The sequence below is a fragment of the Pseudomonas sp. CC120222-01a genome, from assembly GCF_003097235.1.
Lineage (GTDB): Bacteria > Pseudomonadota > Gammaproteobacteria > Pseudomonadales > Pseudomonadaceae > Aquipseudomonas.
This window is the reverse complement of sequence record NZ_QEQQ01000018.1, coordinates 69,457-83,243: the sequence shown is the minus strand read 5'-3', so window position 1 is coordinate 83,243 and position 13,787 is coordinate 69,457. Positions and strand designations below refer to the sequence as shown.

At 63.9% G+C, this 13,787-nt stretch carries 15 protein-coding genes; 6 read left to right on the top strand and 9 right to left on the bottom strand.

Features of this window, described 5'->3' with window-relative positions:
• The first annotated feature begins 73 nt into the window (after positions 1-73).
• On the top strand, positions 74-1,396 hold the full coding sequence (locus N430_RS21290; RefSeq protein WP_060509215.1) for a dicarboxylate/amino acid:cation symporter: 1,323 nt from the start codon (positions 74-76) through the stop codon (positions 1,394-1,396).
• Between the two features lie 53 nt (positions 1,397-1,449).
• Here the strand turns inward: N430_RS21290 and N430_RS21285 are convergent, their stop codons facing one another.
• A complete protein-coding gene (locus N430_RS21285; protein ID WP_110638820.1) occupies positions 1,450-1,944 on the bottom strand; it encodes a SprT family zinc-dependent metalloprotease in 495 nt (164 codons plus the stop codon).
• Between the two features lie 131 nt (positions 1,945-2,075).
• Positions 2,076-2,675, bottom strand: a complete 600-nt coding sequence (locus N430_RS21280; protein WP_054885573.1) for a Yip1 family protein — start codon at positions 2,673-2,675, stop codon at positions 2,076-2,078.
• 263 nt (positions 2,676-2,938) lie between these two features.
• On the opposite strand from N430_RS21280, the gene ttcA reads away from it, so the two are divergent.
• A complete protein-coding gene (gene ttcA / locus N430_RS21275; RefSeq protein WP_027918067.1) occupies positions 2,939-3,763 on the top strand; it encodes a tRNA 2-thiocytidine(32) synthetase TtcA in 825 nt (274 codons plus the stop codon).
• 4 nt (positions 3,764-3,767) lie between these two features.
• Positions 3,768-4,439, top strand: coding sequence for a DNA-3-methyladenine glycosylase I (locus tag N430_RS21270; RefSeq protein ID WP_110638819.1), 672 nt, complete (start codon positions 3,768-3,770; stop codon positions 4,437-4,439).
• Between the two features lie 84 nt (positions 4,440-4,523).
• Here the strand turns inward: N430_RS21270 and N430_RS21265 are convergent, their stop codons facing one another.
• Genes N430_RS21265 through arsC form a run of 3 tightly spaced genes read right to left on the bottom strand, consistent with a single transcriptional unit; the run spans position 4,524 to position 5,885 of the window.
• Entirely contained in the window at positions 4,524-4,937 is a 414-nt protein-coding gene (locus N430_RS21265) for a DUF2069 domain-containing protein (protein WP_110638818.1), read from the bottom strand.
• On the bottom strand, positions 4,930-5,535 hold the full coding sequence (gene wrbA, locus N430_RS21260) for an NAD(P)H:quinone oxidoreductase (RefSeq protein ID WP_016501124.1): 606 nt from the start codon (positions 5,533-5,535) through the stop codon (positions 4,930-4,932). Before wrbA ends, N430_RS21265 begins: the two co-directional genes overlap by 8 nt.
• Complete coding sequence (gene arsC, locus N430_RS21255; protein ID WP_110638817.1) at positions 5,532-5,885, bottom strand: arsenate reductase (glutaredoxin); 354 nt, start codon at positions 5,883-5,885, stop codon at positions 5,532-5,534. The genes wrbA and arsC overlap by 4 nt, the downstream gene beginning before the upstream one ends.
• An 85-nt stretch (positions 5,886-5,970) precedes the next feature.
• Between arsC and N430_RS21250 the strand changes: the two genes are divergently transcribed.
• Positions 5,971-6,435: a TlpA disulfide reductase family protein gene (locus N430_RS21250; protein ID WP_110638816.1), complete on the top strand. Its 465-nt coding sequence runs from the start codon at positions 5,971-5,973 to the stop codon at positions 6,433-6,435.
• Positions 6,436-6,469: 34 nt separating this feature from the next.
• Here the strand turns inward: N430_RS21250 and N430_RS21245 are convergent, their stop codons facing one another.
• The 4 genes from N430_RS21245 to N430_RS21230 form a co-directional block, all read right to left on the bottom strand.
• Positions 6,470-6,874 (bottom strand): META domain-containing protein, encoded by a 405-nt coding sequence (locus N430_RS21245; RefSeq protein ID WP_110638815.1) that lies wholly within the window; start codon positions 6,872-6,874, stop codon positions 6,470-6,472.
• Entirely contained in the window at positions 6,871-7,308 is a 438-nt protein-coding gene (locus N430_RS21240) for a hypothetical protein (protein ID WP_079226860.1), read from the bottom strand. The genes N430_RS21245 and N430_RS21240 overlap by 4 nt, the downstream gene beginning before the upstream one ends.
• A 31-nt stretch (positions 7,309-7,339) precedes the next feature.
• The gene (locus N430_RS21235) at positions 7,340-8,329 is read right to left on the bottom strand and encodes a 2-hydroxyacid dehydrogenase (RefSeq protein ID WP_110638814.1); all 990 of its coding nucleotides are present in this window, start codon (positions 8,327-8,329) and stop codon (positions 7,340-7,342) included.
• Between the two features lie 322 nt (positions 8,330-8,651).
• A complete protein-coding gene (locus N430_RS21230; protein WP_110638813.1) occupies positions 8,652-11,411 on the bottom strand; it encodes a response regulator in 2,760 nt (919 codons plus the stop codon).
• Positions 11,412-11,604: 193 nt separating this feature from the next.
• Between N430_RS21230 and N430_RS21225 the strand changes: the two genes are divergently transcribed.
• Entirely contained in the window at positions 11,605-12,321 is a 717-nt protein-coding gene (locus N430_RS21225; RefSeq protein ID WP_110638812.1) for a response regulator transcription factor, read from the top strand.
• A 3-nt stretch (positions 12,322-12,324) separates the two neighbouring features.
• Positions 12,325-13,770 (top strand): sensor histidine kinase, encoded by a 1,446-nt coding sequence (locus tag N430_RS21220; RefSeq protein WP_110638811.1) that lies wholly within the window; start codon positions 12,325-12,327, stop codon positions 13,768-13,770.
• The last annotated feature ends 17 nt before the right edge of the window (positions 13,771-13,787 follow it).

Sequence of the window (13,787 nt, the reverse complement as noted above, 5' to 3'; positions counted from 1 at the left end):
AGGAGGGTTAGCGATTCAGGTGCTTGCACACCCTGGGAAGGGTGAAGCCGGCACACTTGAGGAAAAATGAGCCATGACGACACGTCAGCCGCTGTACAAATCCCTGTATGTCCAGGTGTTGGTCGCCATCACCATCGGCATCCTGCTCGGCCACTTCTACCCCGAAACCGGCGTCGCCCTTAAGCCCTTGGGTGATGGTTTCGTCAAACTGATCAAGATGGTCATCGCGCCCATCATCTTCTGTACCGTGGTCAGCGGCATCGCCGGCATGCAGAGCATGAAGTCGGTCGGCAAGACTGGCGGCTACGCGCTGCTGTACTTTGAAATCGTCTCCACCATCGCCCTGATCATCGGCCTCGTTGTCGTCAACGTGGTCCAGCCGGGCGCAGGCATGCACATCGACGTCAGCACCCTGAACGCCAGCAGCGTGGCCGCCTACGCCGCCGCCGGCGCGCAGCAGACCACCGTCGGCTTCCTGCTCAACATCATCCCCAACACCGTGGTGGGTGCCTTCGCCAACGGCGATATCCTGCAAGTGCTGATGTTCTCGGTGATCTTCGGCTTCGCCCTGCACCGCCTGGGCAGCTACGGCAAGCCGGTGCTGGACCTGATCGATCGCTTCGCCCACGTCATGTTCAACATCATCAACATGATCATGAAGCTGGCTCCGGTCGGTGCCTTCGGCGCCATGGCCTTCACCATCGGCCAGTACGGCGTGGGTTCGCTGGTGCAGCTGGGCTACCTGATGGCCTGCTTCTACATCACCTGCCTGCTGTTCGTGCTGGTGGTGCTGGGCGGTATCTGCCGCGCCCACGGCTTCAGTGTCCTCAAGCTGATCCGCTACATCCGTGAAGAGCTGATGATCGTGCTGGGCACTTCCTCCTCGGAATCGGCCCTGCCACGCATGCTGGCCAAGATGGAGCGCCTGGGTGCCAAGAAGTCGGTCGTCGGCCTGGTGATCCCGACCGGCTACTCGTTCAACCTTGACGGTACCTCGATCTACCTGACCATGGCTGCGGTGTTCATCGCCCAGGCCACCGACACCCACATGGACATCACCCACCAGATCACCCTGCTGCTGGTGCTGCTGGTCGCGTCCAAAGGTGCTGCCGGCGTGACCGGTTCGGGCTTCATCGTGCTGGCTGCCACCCTGTCGGCCGTCGGCCACCTGCCGGTTGCCGGCCTGGCGCTGATCCTCGGCATCGACCGCTTCATGTCCGAAGCTCGCGCCTTGACCAACCTGGTCGGCAACGCCGTGGCCACCGTGGTCGTGGCCAAGTGGGTGAAAGAGATGGATGACGACAAGCTGGCCTCCGAGCTGGCTTCCGGTGGCGCGCCGCTGGAGTTGTCGGTACCGACCGATGACCTGGGCGTTGCAGAAACCCCGGTACGTTGATCTCGATGCGGTAAAAAAGAAGGCGACCCTTGGGTCGCCTTTCTTGTGCCTGGCTATTCGACGCGGGTTTCGCCGCTGTATACCAATATCCCCCGGCAGCGCCGGCACAGATAGCGCCGCCCCTGGCGCACCAGCTTGTGCCGCTGCGCGGTAAACGGGAAATCACCCTCCGGGCATGGGCAGCGGTAGATGTAACGGGTCACCACCCGCCGCTGTACTGCATAGTTGTGGCAGCGATTTGGCGGCAGCTCATACACCCCGCGCATGATCAGCTGCCACTCCTCACCATGGGCCTGAATGCGGTCACCAAACAGCTGGTGGGCCACCAGGTGCGCCACTTCATGGGCCACGGTCTGGCGCAGGAAGTCGTCCTGGTTCTCGCGATACAGTTGCAAGTTGAAGCGCAGCAGGTTTTCGTGCAGGTGGGCGACACCGGCCTTCTGGCCGCGCAGCTTGAAGCTGACTTCCGGGCGCGGGAAGGGGCGTTTGAAGAAGGCTTCGGCTTGCTGGTAACAGGTTTCGACGCGTTGTTTGAGCAGCTCGGGCATGGCGGGGTGGTTCTCCTGACCGGGCATTATGCCGGATGCCTGTCGCGGTTGCCGAGCCACTGGTCAGCACACAGACAAAGGCCGCCTTGCGGCGGCCCTCGGCTTGATGCCCTATGTTGGCTGGATCTGATCTAGTTGGTGTACACGGGCCCCACGCCCAAACCCCAGATGATCACGGTTGCTGCCATGATCGCCACCAGCACCACGAGGCCCACTGCCAGCACCGAACTGGAGAACAGGAAGCCTTCATCTGACGGTATGTTCATGAACGTCGGCAAGCCGACATACAGCAGGTACACGGTGTAGCAAATGGCAGCGGTCCCCACCAGCATGCCCAGCCACAGGTGCGGATAGAGCGCCGCCAGGCCGCCAAGGAACAGCGGGGTGGCGGTGTAGGTGGCAAAGGCGATGCATTGCGCCATGGACGGGTTGGCGTCGTAGGTGCGGGCCATCCAGTGGATGAAGGCACCCATCACCGCAACCCCGGCGAGCATCGCCACGTAGGACATGATGCTCATCCAGATCGCGCTGTCCATGGTCAGCATCACCGCCGGTCGGCCGCCGATCACCCAGCCCACCTGGGTTGTGCCGATAAAGGCCGAAATGGCGGGAATCGCCGCCAGGATGAGGGTATGAGTCAGGTACATGTGGCTGATGCTTTCTTCTTCGCCACGAATCTCCCGCCATTCCTGGTCGGGATGGGTAAACAGCCCCACAACGTGATGAATCATGCCGGTCACTCCTCTCAATGTTGCCAATCGCCCCCCACATGGAGCGCAAGCGGCCCGAGGCCAGGACACCGAAGCAGAACGGTAATGTGGCCTTATGTCGCAGTATAGGAAGCCAATCCCTGCACAAACCGTGCTTTTTAGAGCAAATTGCGCTGTCAGGGCCGTTGTTGATTCCCTTGAAGTCTTTATCGGAATCCCTACAGGTGCGCGTGGTTTGTGCGTAAAATAGCCGGCTTTTGTCACACCTCGCGGATCCAAGCGCTATGGGCACCCTCTCGGTCAACCAGAACAAACTGCAAAAACGCCTGCGTCGTCTCGCTGGCGAAGCCATCACCGACTACAACATGATCGAAGATGGCGACAAGGTCATGGTCTGCCTGTCTGGCGGCAAGGACAGCTACACCATGCTCGACGTTCTGTTGCACCTGCAGAAGGTGGCACCGATCAAGTTCGAGATCGTCGCGGTGAACATGGACCAGAAGCAGCCGGGCTTCCCGGAACATGTGCTGCCGGCCTATCTCAAGGAGCTGGGCGTCGAGTACCACATCGTCGAGAAGGACACCTACTCGGTGGTCAAGGAGCTGGTGCCCGAGGGCAAGACCACCTGCTCGCTGTGCTCGCGCCTGCGCCGTGGCACCCTGTACACCTTCGCCGATGAAATCGGTGCGACCAAGATGGCCCTGGGGCACCACCGCGACGACATCGTCGAAACCTTCTTCCTCAACATGTTCTTCAACGGCGCGCTCAAGGGCATGCCGCCGAAACTGCGCGCCGACGACGGCCGCAACGTGGTGATCCGCCCGCTGGCCTACTGCAGCGAGAAGGACATCCAGGCCTACTCGGACATGAAGGAATTCCCGATCATCCCGTGCAACCTCTGCGGCTCGCAAGAGAACCTGCAGCGCCAGGTGGTCAAGGACATGCTGGTGGAGTGGGAGCGCAAGCACCCGGGCCGTACCGAGAGCATCTTCCGCGCCATGCAGAACGTGGCACCGTCGCAGCTGGCCGACCGCAACCTGTTCGACTTCACCAGCCTGAAGATCGACGAGAACGCCACTCCGCGTTTCCTCGACGTGGTGAACATCTGAGGCCATGCGCGATTATCAGTGGCTGCATGAATACTGCCTGAACCGCTTCGGCTCGGCCGAGGCGCTGGAGGCCTTCCTGCCGCAGCCGCGCACACCGGCGCAGCTGCGCGACATCGCTGACGACCGCTACCTGTCGACCCTGGCCCTGCGCGTGTTCCGCGCCGGGCTCAAGCACAGCCTGGTGGATGCCAAGTGGCCTGCGTTCGAGCAGGTGTTCTTCGGCTTCGACCCGGAAAAGGTGGTGCTGATGGGCGCCGAGCACCTGGAGCGGCTGATGCACGACGAGCGCATCATCCGCCATCTGGGCAAGCTCAAGAGCGTGCCGCGCAATGCGCAGATGATCCTCGACGTGGCGAAGGAGAAGGGCAGCTTCGGAGCGTTCATTGCCGACTGGCCGGAGACTGACATCGTCGGGCTGTGGAAGTACCTGGCCAAGCACGGCAACCAGCTGGGCGGGTTGTCGGCACCGCGCTTCCTGCGCATGGTCGGCAAGGACACCTTCATCCCCACTGAAGACATGGCAGCGGCGTTGATTGCGCAGAAGGTGATCGACAAGCAGCCGACCAGCCAGCGCGACCTGGCCCTGGTGCAGCAAGCGTTCAATCAATGGCACGCAGAGAGCGGGCGACCGCTGTGCCAGTTGTCAGTAATGCTGGCGCATACCGTCAACCATTGAGTGCTGTGTAGCCCTCTTCGCGGGCAAGCCCGCTCCCACAGGGTCAGCGCTGTCTCTGTGGGAGCGGGCTTGCCCGCGAAGAAGCTAGCTGCCTTCGCCCGCCATGCGCCGCTCGAACTGGAATTTCCAGCGCACATACAGCAGCCCGGCAATGAACAACCCCAGGCTCACCAGCACTTCCACCCAGCCAAACACTGCACGCGCCGGGTCGAACGCCGCCAGCACGCCCTTGATGAAATAGATATTCACCACGAAGCAGGTCCAGGCATGCGCCCGGGCACTGCCCATCAGCATGCCCGGCAGCAGCAACAGCAGTGGCACCAACTCGATCGCCAGGATCACCTCGACCCGCGCCCCATGCAGGTTGGCGAACCACAGGTTGTTCACCACCAGCAGTGCGATCAGGCCAAAGAAGAACGCCAGGCTCAGCGCCCGCGTCAGGCGCAGGCGCGGTGCCAGCCATTCGAGTGGTGGCAATACCTTGGGCTTTTTAGCCACGCGCGGCCTCCAGGGCCTTGGCCGTGGTCGCCAGGCGTTGGCCAAGGGCGCGGCACAAAGCGATCTCGTGTTGGTCCAGCTCACGCTTGCCATCGGCACCGGCATGGTGGCTGGCGCCGTAAGGGGTGCCGCCACCACGGGTCTCCAGCAGTGCCGATTCACTGTAAGGCAGGCCCATCACCAGCATGCCGTGGTGCATCAGCGGCAGCATCATCGACAGCAGGGTGGTCTCCTGGCCGCCGTGCAGGCTGGCGGTGGAGGTGAACACGCCAGCCGGTTTGCCGACCAGTTCGCCACCCAGCCACAGGCTGCTGGTGCCATCGAGGAAGTACTTCAGCGGTGCGGCCATGTTGCCAAAGCGGGTCGGGCTGCCCAGCACCAGGCCGGCGCAGTGGCGCAGGTCGTCGAGGGTGGCGTACAGCGCGCCGCTGGCCGGGATATCCGGGGCCACCGCTTCGCACTCGGTGGAAATTGCCGGCACCGTGCGCAGGCGCGCTTCCATGCCGGCCAGCTCGATGCCGCGGGCGATGTGCCGGGCCATCTCGCTGGTCGAGCCGTGACGGCTGTAATACAGCACCAGGATGTAAGGCGCACTCACGGCAGGATCTCCAGCACCTTCTCCGGCGGGCGGCCGATCACAGCCTTGTCACCGGCGATCAGGATCGGTCGTTCGATCAGCTTGGGGTTGTTTACCATCGCGTCGATCAGTTGCGCGTCGCTCAAAGCCGGGTTTGCCAGGTCAAGGGACTTGTATTCGTCTTCGCCGGTGCGCAGCAGCTGGCGTGGGGCGATGCCCAGCTTGCCGAGCAGGGCCTTGAGGGTGGCGGCGTCGGGCGGGGTTTCCAGGTAGCGCACGATGGTCGGTGCCAGGCCGCGTTGTTCAAGCAGTTCCAGCGCGCCGCGGGATTTCGAGCAGCGCGGGTTATGATAGAGCGTCAAGTCAGTCATGTCGGGTCGCATCCAGCTGGGTGTGGCGGCTATTCTAACCGCAGCGACTGACCTATTTGCTTGAAACTTCGAGAAGGATTGACCCATGGCAAGGCGTCTGGCAGCAGTACTGGCCATCACCGCGAGCCTGTTGCTCGGTGGTTGCGGTGCCGATTACGGCGTGGACCAAGATGGCAAGACGGTAAAGGCGGAACAGATCGACGGGCACTGGGTAGTGCTCAATTACTGGGCCGAATGGTGTGGCCCGTGCCGTACCGAGGTACCTGAACTGAACCAGGCGGCCAAACAATGGGCGGCTGATGGCATCAAGGTGGTCGGGGTGAACTTCGATGGCCTGCAGGGCCCGGAACTGAAGCAGGCAGCGGAAGCCTTGGGCATCGGCTTCACCGTGCTGGCGCAGGACCCGGCCGAGCGTTATGACCTGCCACGCAGCGAGGCGCTGCCGGTGACCTACATCATCGATGACAAGGGCAAGGTGCGCGAGCAACTGCTGGGCGAACAGACCCTGGAAGGGCTGCAAGCCAAGATCAAGGCGCTCAAAGGCGCCTGATGCATTTGGGGCCGCAATGCGGCCCCAAACATTCTCAGCCTTCTTCAGGCCAGAAGCGCAGTGGCTTGCCTTCGGCCGGCCAGAAGCGCATCTGCTCGACGGGCGACACATCCCAGCGCTGCACCGTTTCCAGCGCCTGCAGGAAGCGCTTTTCCTGCTCCATCAACGCCGGGGCACACAGCTTGCGGGTCTTGCCGACCTTGCCGAAGCTCAGGTGTTCACCGTCCAGCGTATACGGCGCAAACCAGTGGTTGCAGCCGGCATTGCCGTAGGCGCGGCCATCGCTGGCCAGGGTCAGGGTCAGGTGGCTGTAGTCGATCAGCGGACGCTCGCCGATCCACTCCAGTACGTAGCTGCGTTCCTGCTGCAGCTTCGAAGGTTCGGCAGCACAGCCGAGCAGGCCGGTGGCAATCAGCACGCCGGTCAGCAGATTCTTCACTCGGCGCTCTCCTGGCAACGCGGGCACAGGTGCTTGTCGCCACGGCTGGCCCAGCCCAGTTCGGCGATACGGGCGCTGGCGGCCGGCTGACGGGCTGCCTTGCCAAGTTTGGCGTCGACGGCGAACTCGAAGTCCAGCACCGCGTCGCAACTGTCGCACTCGACCTTCCAGGTGAGAATTTCCAGCTCATTGAACACCGGGCCGCTGGCCACGGCCACCCACTGGCCGCGTGGGTTGATCAGGTGGCGCACGCTCTCCACGGTCAGGCGCATGGCCAGGTCCTTGCTGCCCTTGAGGGTCACGATCAGGACGTCGCCTTTGTGCATCGAGCCACCGTTGCCGGTCACCTGGTAACGGCCCGGAACCAGGGCGCGGCACTCGATCAAGGTGTGTTGCGGGTTGAAAAGGGTGTAGCGGAAATCGTGCTCGACCATGGGTCCTCCAGAAATGCCGCGTATCCTAGCATCAACCGCTGACCAGATTCTGCGGATTACCCGCCGCCCAGCGGATGATGTTGTCCAGGGTGGTGGCGGCGATGGCGTCAAGTGCTTCGCGGGTCAGGAATGCCTGGTGCGCGGTGATGATCACGTTGGGGAAGGTCAGCAACCTTGCCAGCACATCATCCTGCAGCGGCAGGTCAGAACGGTCCTCGAAAAAGAGCTGGGCTTCCTCTTCATACACATCCAGGCCCAGGTAGCCGAGCTGGCCGCTTTTCAGGGCATCGATCAGCGCCGGCGTGTCGACCAGCGCGCCGCGGCCGGTGTTGATCAGCATGGCGCCTGGCTGCAACTGGTTCAGGCTCTGCGCATTGATCAGGTGCCGGGTGTGCTCTGTCAGCGGGCAGTGCAGGCTGATGATTCGCGCCTCGCGCAACAGTTCGGGCAGGTCCAGGTAGCGGGCCCCCAAGGCCAGCAGCTCCGGGTTGGGGTAGGGGTCATACGCCAGCAGCTGGCAGCCGAAGCCGGCCATGATACGGGCGAAGGCGGCGCCGATCTGGCCGGTACCGACCACGCCGACGGTTTTGCCATGCAGGTCGAAGCCGGTCAGCCCGTGGAGGGTGAAGTCACCTTCGCGGGTGCGGTTGTAGGCCCGATGCAGGCGGCGGTTGAGGGCAAGGATCAGGGCCACGGCGTGCTCGGCCACGGCATGCGGCGAGTAGGCCGGCACGCGCACCACTGCCAGGCCAAGGCGCTGAGCGGCGGCCAGGTCGACATGGTTGTAGCCGGCCGAGCGCAGGGCAATCAGCCGCGTGCCGCCAGTGGCCAGGCGCTGCAATACCTGGGCGTCGAGTTCGTCATTGATGAAGGCGCAGACGACCTCGTAGCCCTGGGCCAGGGCGGCGGTTTCGAGCGTCAGGCGGGTGGGCTGGAAGTGCAGGTCAAGGGCACTGCCTTGGGCGGCCTGGGTGAAGCTTTCCTGGTCGTAGTGCTGGCTGCTGAACAACAGAACGCGCATGGTGGGGGTTCCTTTGCAGTGTATGTCTTGGGTTTTGTGGCGCCTGTGAGATCGAGCGCCGCCCGCGCGGCGCATCGCGGGCAAGCCCGCTCCCACATCTGTTTCGGGCCAATCTCTCCTGTGAGGCCAACAGGGACCGCCTTGTTTGTTCCCTTCGATAACGAGGTGGGCGCTACTGCTTTTCATCGGTCTAAAGTCATGCCCCAGGGCGGACCCTGTTGGCGGCACAGGAATAACTGGCCCGAAACAAATGTGGGAGCGGGCTTGCCCGCGATGCGCCGCGCGGGCGGCGCTCGATCTCACAGGCGCCGAAAATATCCAGTCAAGCGCTCAGACGCGCCTGCGCAGCCAGGCGGTTGATCGCTGCATCCAGCTCATCCAGCGCCTGCGTTGCCTGTGGGCTGTCCTGCTTGAGCAGGGTCTCGCTGCGCTGACATGCCGCGCGCAGCTGGGGCACGCCGCAATAGCGCGAGGCACCGTTGAGCCGGTGTACCTGCTCGATCAGCGTCGCGCTGTCATCCGCCTCGCGCGCTGCGCGAATCGCCTGGCGGTCGCTTTCCAGCGACGCCAGCAGCATGGCCAGCATGTCGGCAGCCAGGTCCGGCTTGCCAGCGGCCAGGCGCAAGCCTTCGTCCGGGTCCAGCACCGGCAGCTCATGGCTATCGCCATGCGGCCCGCTGGCATGCTCCAGTGGTGATGCGCCCAGGCTCAGCCCGGTCCACTTCATGACCACCTGGGCCAACTGTCGCTCACTGATCGGCTTGGTCAGGTAATCGTCCATGCCGCTGTGCAACAAGGCGCGTTTTTCGTTGGCCATGGCATGGGCAGTCAAGGCGACGATCGGCAACGGGTTGCCACTCTGGGTCTTTTCCCACAGGCGGATCTGCTCGGTGCAGGCGCGCCCGTCCATGCCGGGCATCTGCACGTCCATCAGCACCAGGTCGAAAGGCTCGGCCTGTACCGCGTGCACGGCGGCATGGCCGTTGTCGACTGCCAGCACTTCGGCGCCCAGGTCTTCGAGCAGCGTCTGCACCAGCAGCAGGTTGGCGGCGTTGTCGTCGACGCACAGGATCTTCGCCCGGCGTTGGCCGCTGCTGACCAGTGCCGGTTCGGCCAGCGGCCGGCGCGGTTGCGCCAGCTCCAGCAACAGGCGGCGCAACTTGCGCGTGCAGGTCGGTTTGGACAGCAACTGGCCATGACCGTTAGGCAGGAAGGGGTGGTACAGCGCCTGCTCGGTGGTCGGGCACAGCACCACGCACTGGCAGTGCAACCGTTCCAGCTGCTGGTTGTACTGACCGAGCTGCTCCGGCGAAAGCGTGCCGAGGTTGGCGCCAAGTACCGCGAACTCGAATGGCAAGCCGGCCTGGAAGCCCGCCTGCACGCCTTGCAGCAACTGGTCGTAAGAGGCGAACAGGCTGACGCTCAGGCCACAGTCCTCGAGCTGGTGCTCCAAGGCCTGGCGCGCCAGCTCATGGCTGTCGACAATGGCCGCCCTGCGCCCCAGCAATGGTTGCAGCGGTTGTTCCTCGATGTCGTCGTGGGCCTTGGGCAGGCTCAAGCTGATCCAGAACTGCGAGCCTTCGCCCGGCGTGCTGTCGACGCCGATCTCACCGCCCATCTGCTCGATCAGGCGCTTGGAAATCACCAGCCCCAGGCCGGTACCACCGGGCTGGCGGGCCAGCGAGTTGTCGGCCTGGCTGAACGCCTGGAACAAGGTACGCACATCCTGTGGCGACAGGCCGATACCGCTGTCCTGCACGCTGATGCGCAACTGGGCGCTGTCATCCTGTTCGTCCTCGAGCATGGCCCTGACGACAATGGTGCCTTCGCGGGTGAACTTGATCGCGTTGCTCACCAGGTTGGTGAGGATCTGTTTCAGCCGCAACGGGTCGCCGATCAGCGACGTCGGCGTGTCGCGGTAGATCAGGCTGAGCAGTTCGAGCTGTTTGGCATGGGCGGCGGGGGCGAGGATGGTCAAGGTGTCCTGGACCAGGTCGCGCAGGTTGAACGGGATGCTGTCTAGCACCAGCTTGCCGGCCTCGATCTTGGAGAAGTCGAGGATCTCATTGATGATCCCCAGCAGGTTGTCGGCGGACTTCTCGATGGTGCTCAGGTAATCCAGCTGGCGCGGGGTCAGCTCGCTCTTTTGCAACAGGTGGGTGAAGCCGAGGATGCCGTTGAGCGGGGTGCGGATCTCGTGGCTCATGTTGGCCAGGAACTCCGACTTGATACGGCTGGCCTCCAGGGCCTCCTTGCGCGCCATGTCCAGCTCGATGTTCTGGATCTCGATGGTTTCCAGGTTCTGGCGAACATCCTCAGTGGCCTGGTCGATGCTGTGCTGCAGCTCCTCGTGGGCGCCGTGCAGGGTCTCGGCCATACGGTTGATGCCGCGGGCCAGTTCGTCCAGTTCATGGCTGCCCATGGCCGGCAGGCGTTCGTCGAGGTGGCCGTCCTTGAGCTGGTTTACGGTGTGCTTGATGCGTGCGATCGGGTCGTTGATGGTGCGGCTCATGCGCATCGCCAGCAAGCCACTGAGGGTCAGGCAGGCGAGGATCAGCAGCACGCTGGTGAACAGGTTGCGGTAACCGCGCAGCAACGTGCCGTCGTGGGACAGCTCGATCTCGACCCAGCCCAGCAGGCGCTCGGCTTCGGCCGGTACGGCATCGGTGGCCAGGTCGCGGTGGTGGCCGAACACCGGCATCAGGTAACGGGTGGCGTCGTTGCCGGTGCGCTGCAGCAACTGTGTGCCGGTGCCGCCGCTGGGCGCCTGGTTGATCATGCTCGGCCCGGCATGGGCCAGGCGGCTACGGTCGGGGGCGAGGAAGGCCACGGCGCGCACGTCGGCCTGCTCCAGGGTCTGCGCGGCGATGCGCTCCAGCTGGGCAGGCGCCTGCCGTGCCAGGGCCGGTGCGGCCAGCGGCGCCAGCTGCTCGGCGAGCATCTTGCCGCGCTGCAGCAGCTGGGTGCGCAACTGATCTTGCTGCAGCCAGGTGAAATAGCTGCCCAGCACCAGTGCCATCAGGCTGGCTGGCAGCAATGCCAGCAGCAGCACCCGGCTTCTGATTCCCAAACGATCGAGCACACTCGCCTCCTGTGATGTGCCTGCACGCCGTCGTCGCTGCGACGGAACAAAGCGGAAAGTTACTCCGCTGGCTGCGCTAATGCACCCTTTGAATGTCATTTCGTTGCCTGATCCAGGCATTGGTCGCACGGCGGTTGCCTGGAAGGAGTGCATGCACAATAATCGCGCAACTGAGAATGGATGGCAGTTGCCAATGAATCCTGTAACTAATTGCACATCCCGCATCCTGGCGATCGAGGACGATCCGGTCCTTGGGGCTTACCTGCATGAAGAGTTGCAGCGTGGCGGCTTCCTGGTCACCTGGTGCCGCAATGGCCTGGACGGCCTGGAGGCGGCCAGTCGGCAAACCTTCGATGTGGTGCTGATGGATATCCTGCTGCCTGGCCTCAATGGCCTGGATGCCCTGGCCCGGCTGCGCCAGCGCAGCGCCACGCCGGTGATCCTGATGTCGGCGCTGGGCGCCGAGGCCGACCGCATCAGCGGCTTCCAGCGCGGCGCCGACGACTACCTGCCCAAGCCCTTCAGCATGGCCGAACTGCAGGTGCGGATCGAGGCGATCCTGCGCCGGGTCGCCCTTGAGCGGCGTCACCAGCCGCCGCTGGAGGCCGCCGCAGATGCGCTACATTTCGACGAAGGCCTGTGTGACGTCAGCCTGGGTGGTCAGCTAGCCGGCATGACCCCCAGCGAATACCGGCTGTTCGACGTTCTCTACCGCAATGTCGATGAAGTGCTGAGCAAACCTTTCCTTTACCAGCAGGTGCTGCAGCGCGGTTACTCGCGACACGACCGCAGCCTCGACATGCACGTCAGTCAGATCCGCCGCAAGCTCAAGAGTATCGGCTATCACGAGCGGGAGGTCCGCACCGTGTGGGGCAAAGGCTACGTGCTCAGCGTTGGCGAAGCGGAGTAGACCATGCTCGATCGCCATTCGCTGTTCTGGAAACTGGCCATCTTGCTGGTGGGTTTCTGCCTGCTGATGATCGGCCTCAGCTACACCTGGGGTCGCCATATGGAAACCCAGAACGCCTTTCTCGACCCGCCGGCCCGCCAGGTGCTGCGCGACTATGCCAGTGAGGCCGAAAAGGCCTGGCGTTCGGGTGGGCGCGAAGGGCTGGATCGCTGGGTAGCGGGAATGCACCAGCGTGAGCATGGCTGGATCGGTGTGCTCGACCTGAATCTGCGGCCACTGGACAGCGCCATTCTCGGCCCCGAGATCATGCAGCGGCTCACCCGCCTGCGTGGCGTCGACTGGCCCATGAGCCGGCGCAGCGTCGACCAGCCGTGGCTGCGCATTCCGTTCCCGGGTGCGCCGCAGCAGGGCATGCTGGTGATCGAGCTGCCACAACGGCTCAACCCGGGCCATTACCGGCTGGTCTGGCAAATCGTCACCAACGGCATCATCCCCGGCCTGTTTACCTTGCTGCTGTGTGTCGGCCTGTACCGCATGCTGATCGTCCCGCTCAACCAGCTGCGCGAGCAGGCCAATGCCTGGCGTGCCGACCAGCTTTCGGCCCGCCTGGATTCACGGACCACAGCCCGCCACGACGAGCTGGGCGAACTGGCCCGAGCTTTCGATCAGATGGCCGAGCGCCTGCAAGGTACCGTGATGATGCAGCAGCAGCTGTTGCGCGACCTGTCCCATGAAATGCGCACGCCGCTCAGTCGCCTGCGCGTGGCCTGTGACGGCGAGACCGACCTTGCGCGCCTGCGAGAGCGCCTGGGGCGTGAGGTGGACTGCATGCAGCAGCTGGTCGAAAACACGTTGCAACTGGCTTGGCAGGATGCCGAGCGTACGCCGATGAACCTTGAACCGATCCAGGTCCAGGCACTGTGGGACCTGCTGGCCGAGGACGCCAGCTATGAAAGTGGCTGGTCGGCCGAGCGCTTGCGCTGCGAGCTGCCGGGCAATTGCTGGGTGCAGGGCAACCTCAACCACCTGGCCCAGGCCGTGGAGAACATGCTGCGCAATGCCATCCGCCATTCGCCGGAAAACGGCCTGGTGCGGCTGGGTGGGCAGCGCGAGGGCGGGTATTGGCGTTTGTGGCTGGAAGACGAGGGCAGGGGTGTGGCCGATGAAGACCTGGAGCGGATCTTTGCACCGTTCTCCCGGCTCGATGGCTCACGACCGGGAGATGGCGGTTTTGGTCTGGGACTGAGCATTGCCCGCAGTGCCATCCAGCGTCAGGGCGGGACCTTGTGGGCGGAGAGTGGCAAGCGCGGGCTGCGGCTGTGCATGAGGTTGCCGATTCATGTGCCGGCCTCTTCGCGGCGGTTCGACGCCTCGACGAGCCCGCTCCCACAGGGTTACGCGGTCTCTGTGGGAGCGGGCATGCCCGCGAAGAAGGCGACACCGTTATAACATGTAGCTATAGCGAC

Bases quoted from the DNA above. Each gene is read 5' to 3' on its own strand.
- N430_RS21290 (WP_060509215.1), top strand. From the start codon at position 74: ATGACGACACGTCAGCCGCTGTACAAATCCCTGTATGTCCAGGTGTTG.
- N430_RS21285 (WP_110638820.1), bottom strand. From the start codon at position 1,944: ATGCCCGAGCTGCTCAAACAACGCGTCGAAACCTGTTACCAGCAAGCC.
- N430_RS21280 (WP_054885573.1), bottom strand. From the start codon at position 2,675: ATGATTCATCACGTTGTGGGGCTGTTTACCCATCCCGACCAGGAATGG.
- ttcA (WP_027918067.1), top strand. From the start codon at position 2,939: ATGGGCACCCTCTCGGTCAACCAGAACAAACTGCAAAAACGCCTGCGT.
- N430_RS21270 (WP_110638819.1), top strand. From the start codon at position 3,768: ATGCGCGATTATCAGTGGCTGCATGAATACTGCCTGAACCGCTTCGGC.
- arsC (WP_110638817.1), bottom strand. From the start codon at position 5,885: ATGACTGACTTGACGCTCTATCATAACCCGCGCTGCTCGAAATCCCGC.
- N430_RS21250 (WP_110638816.1), top strand. From the start codon at position 5,971: ATGGCAAGGCGTCTGGCAGCAGTACTGGCCATCACCGCGAGCCTGTTG.
- N430_RS21240 (WP_079226860.1), bottom strand. From the start codon at position 7,308: ATGGTCGAGCACGATTTCCGCTACACCCTTTTCAACCCGCAACACACC.
- N430_RS21235 (WP_110638814.1), bottom strand. From the start codon at position 8,329: ATGCGCGTTCTGTTGTTCAGCAGCCAGCACTACGACCAGGAAAGCTTC.
- N430_RS21225 (WP_110638812.1), top strand. From the start codon at position 11,605: ATGAATCCTGTAACTAATTGCACATCCCGCATCCTGGCGATCGAGGAC.
- N430_RS21220 (WP_110638811.1), top strand. From the start codon at position 12,325: ATGCTCGATCGCCATTCGCTGTTCTGGAAACTGGCCATCTTGCTGGTG.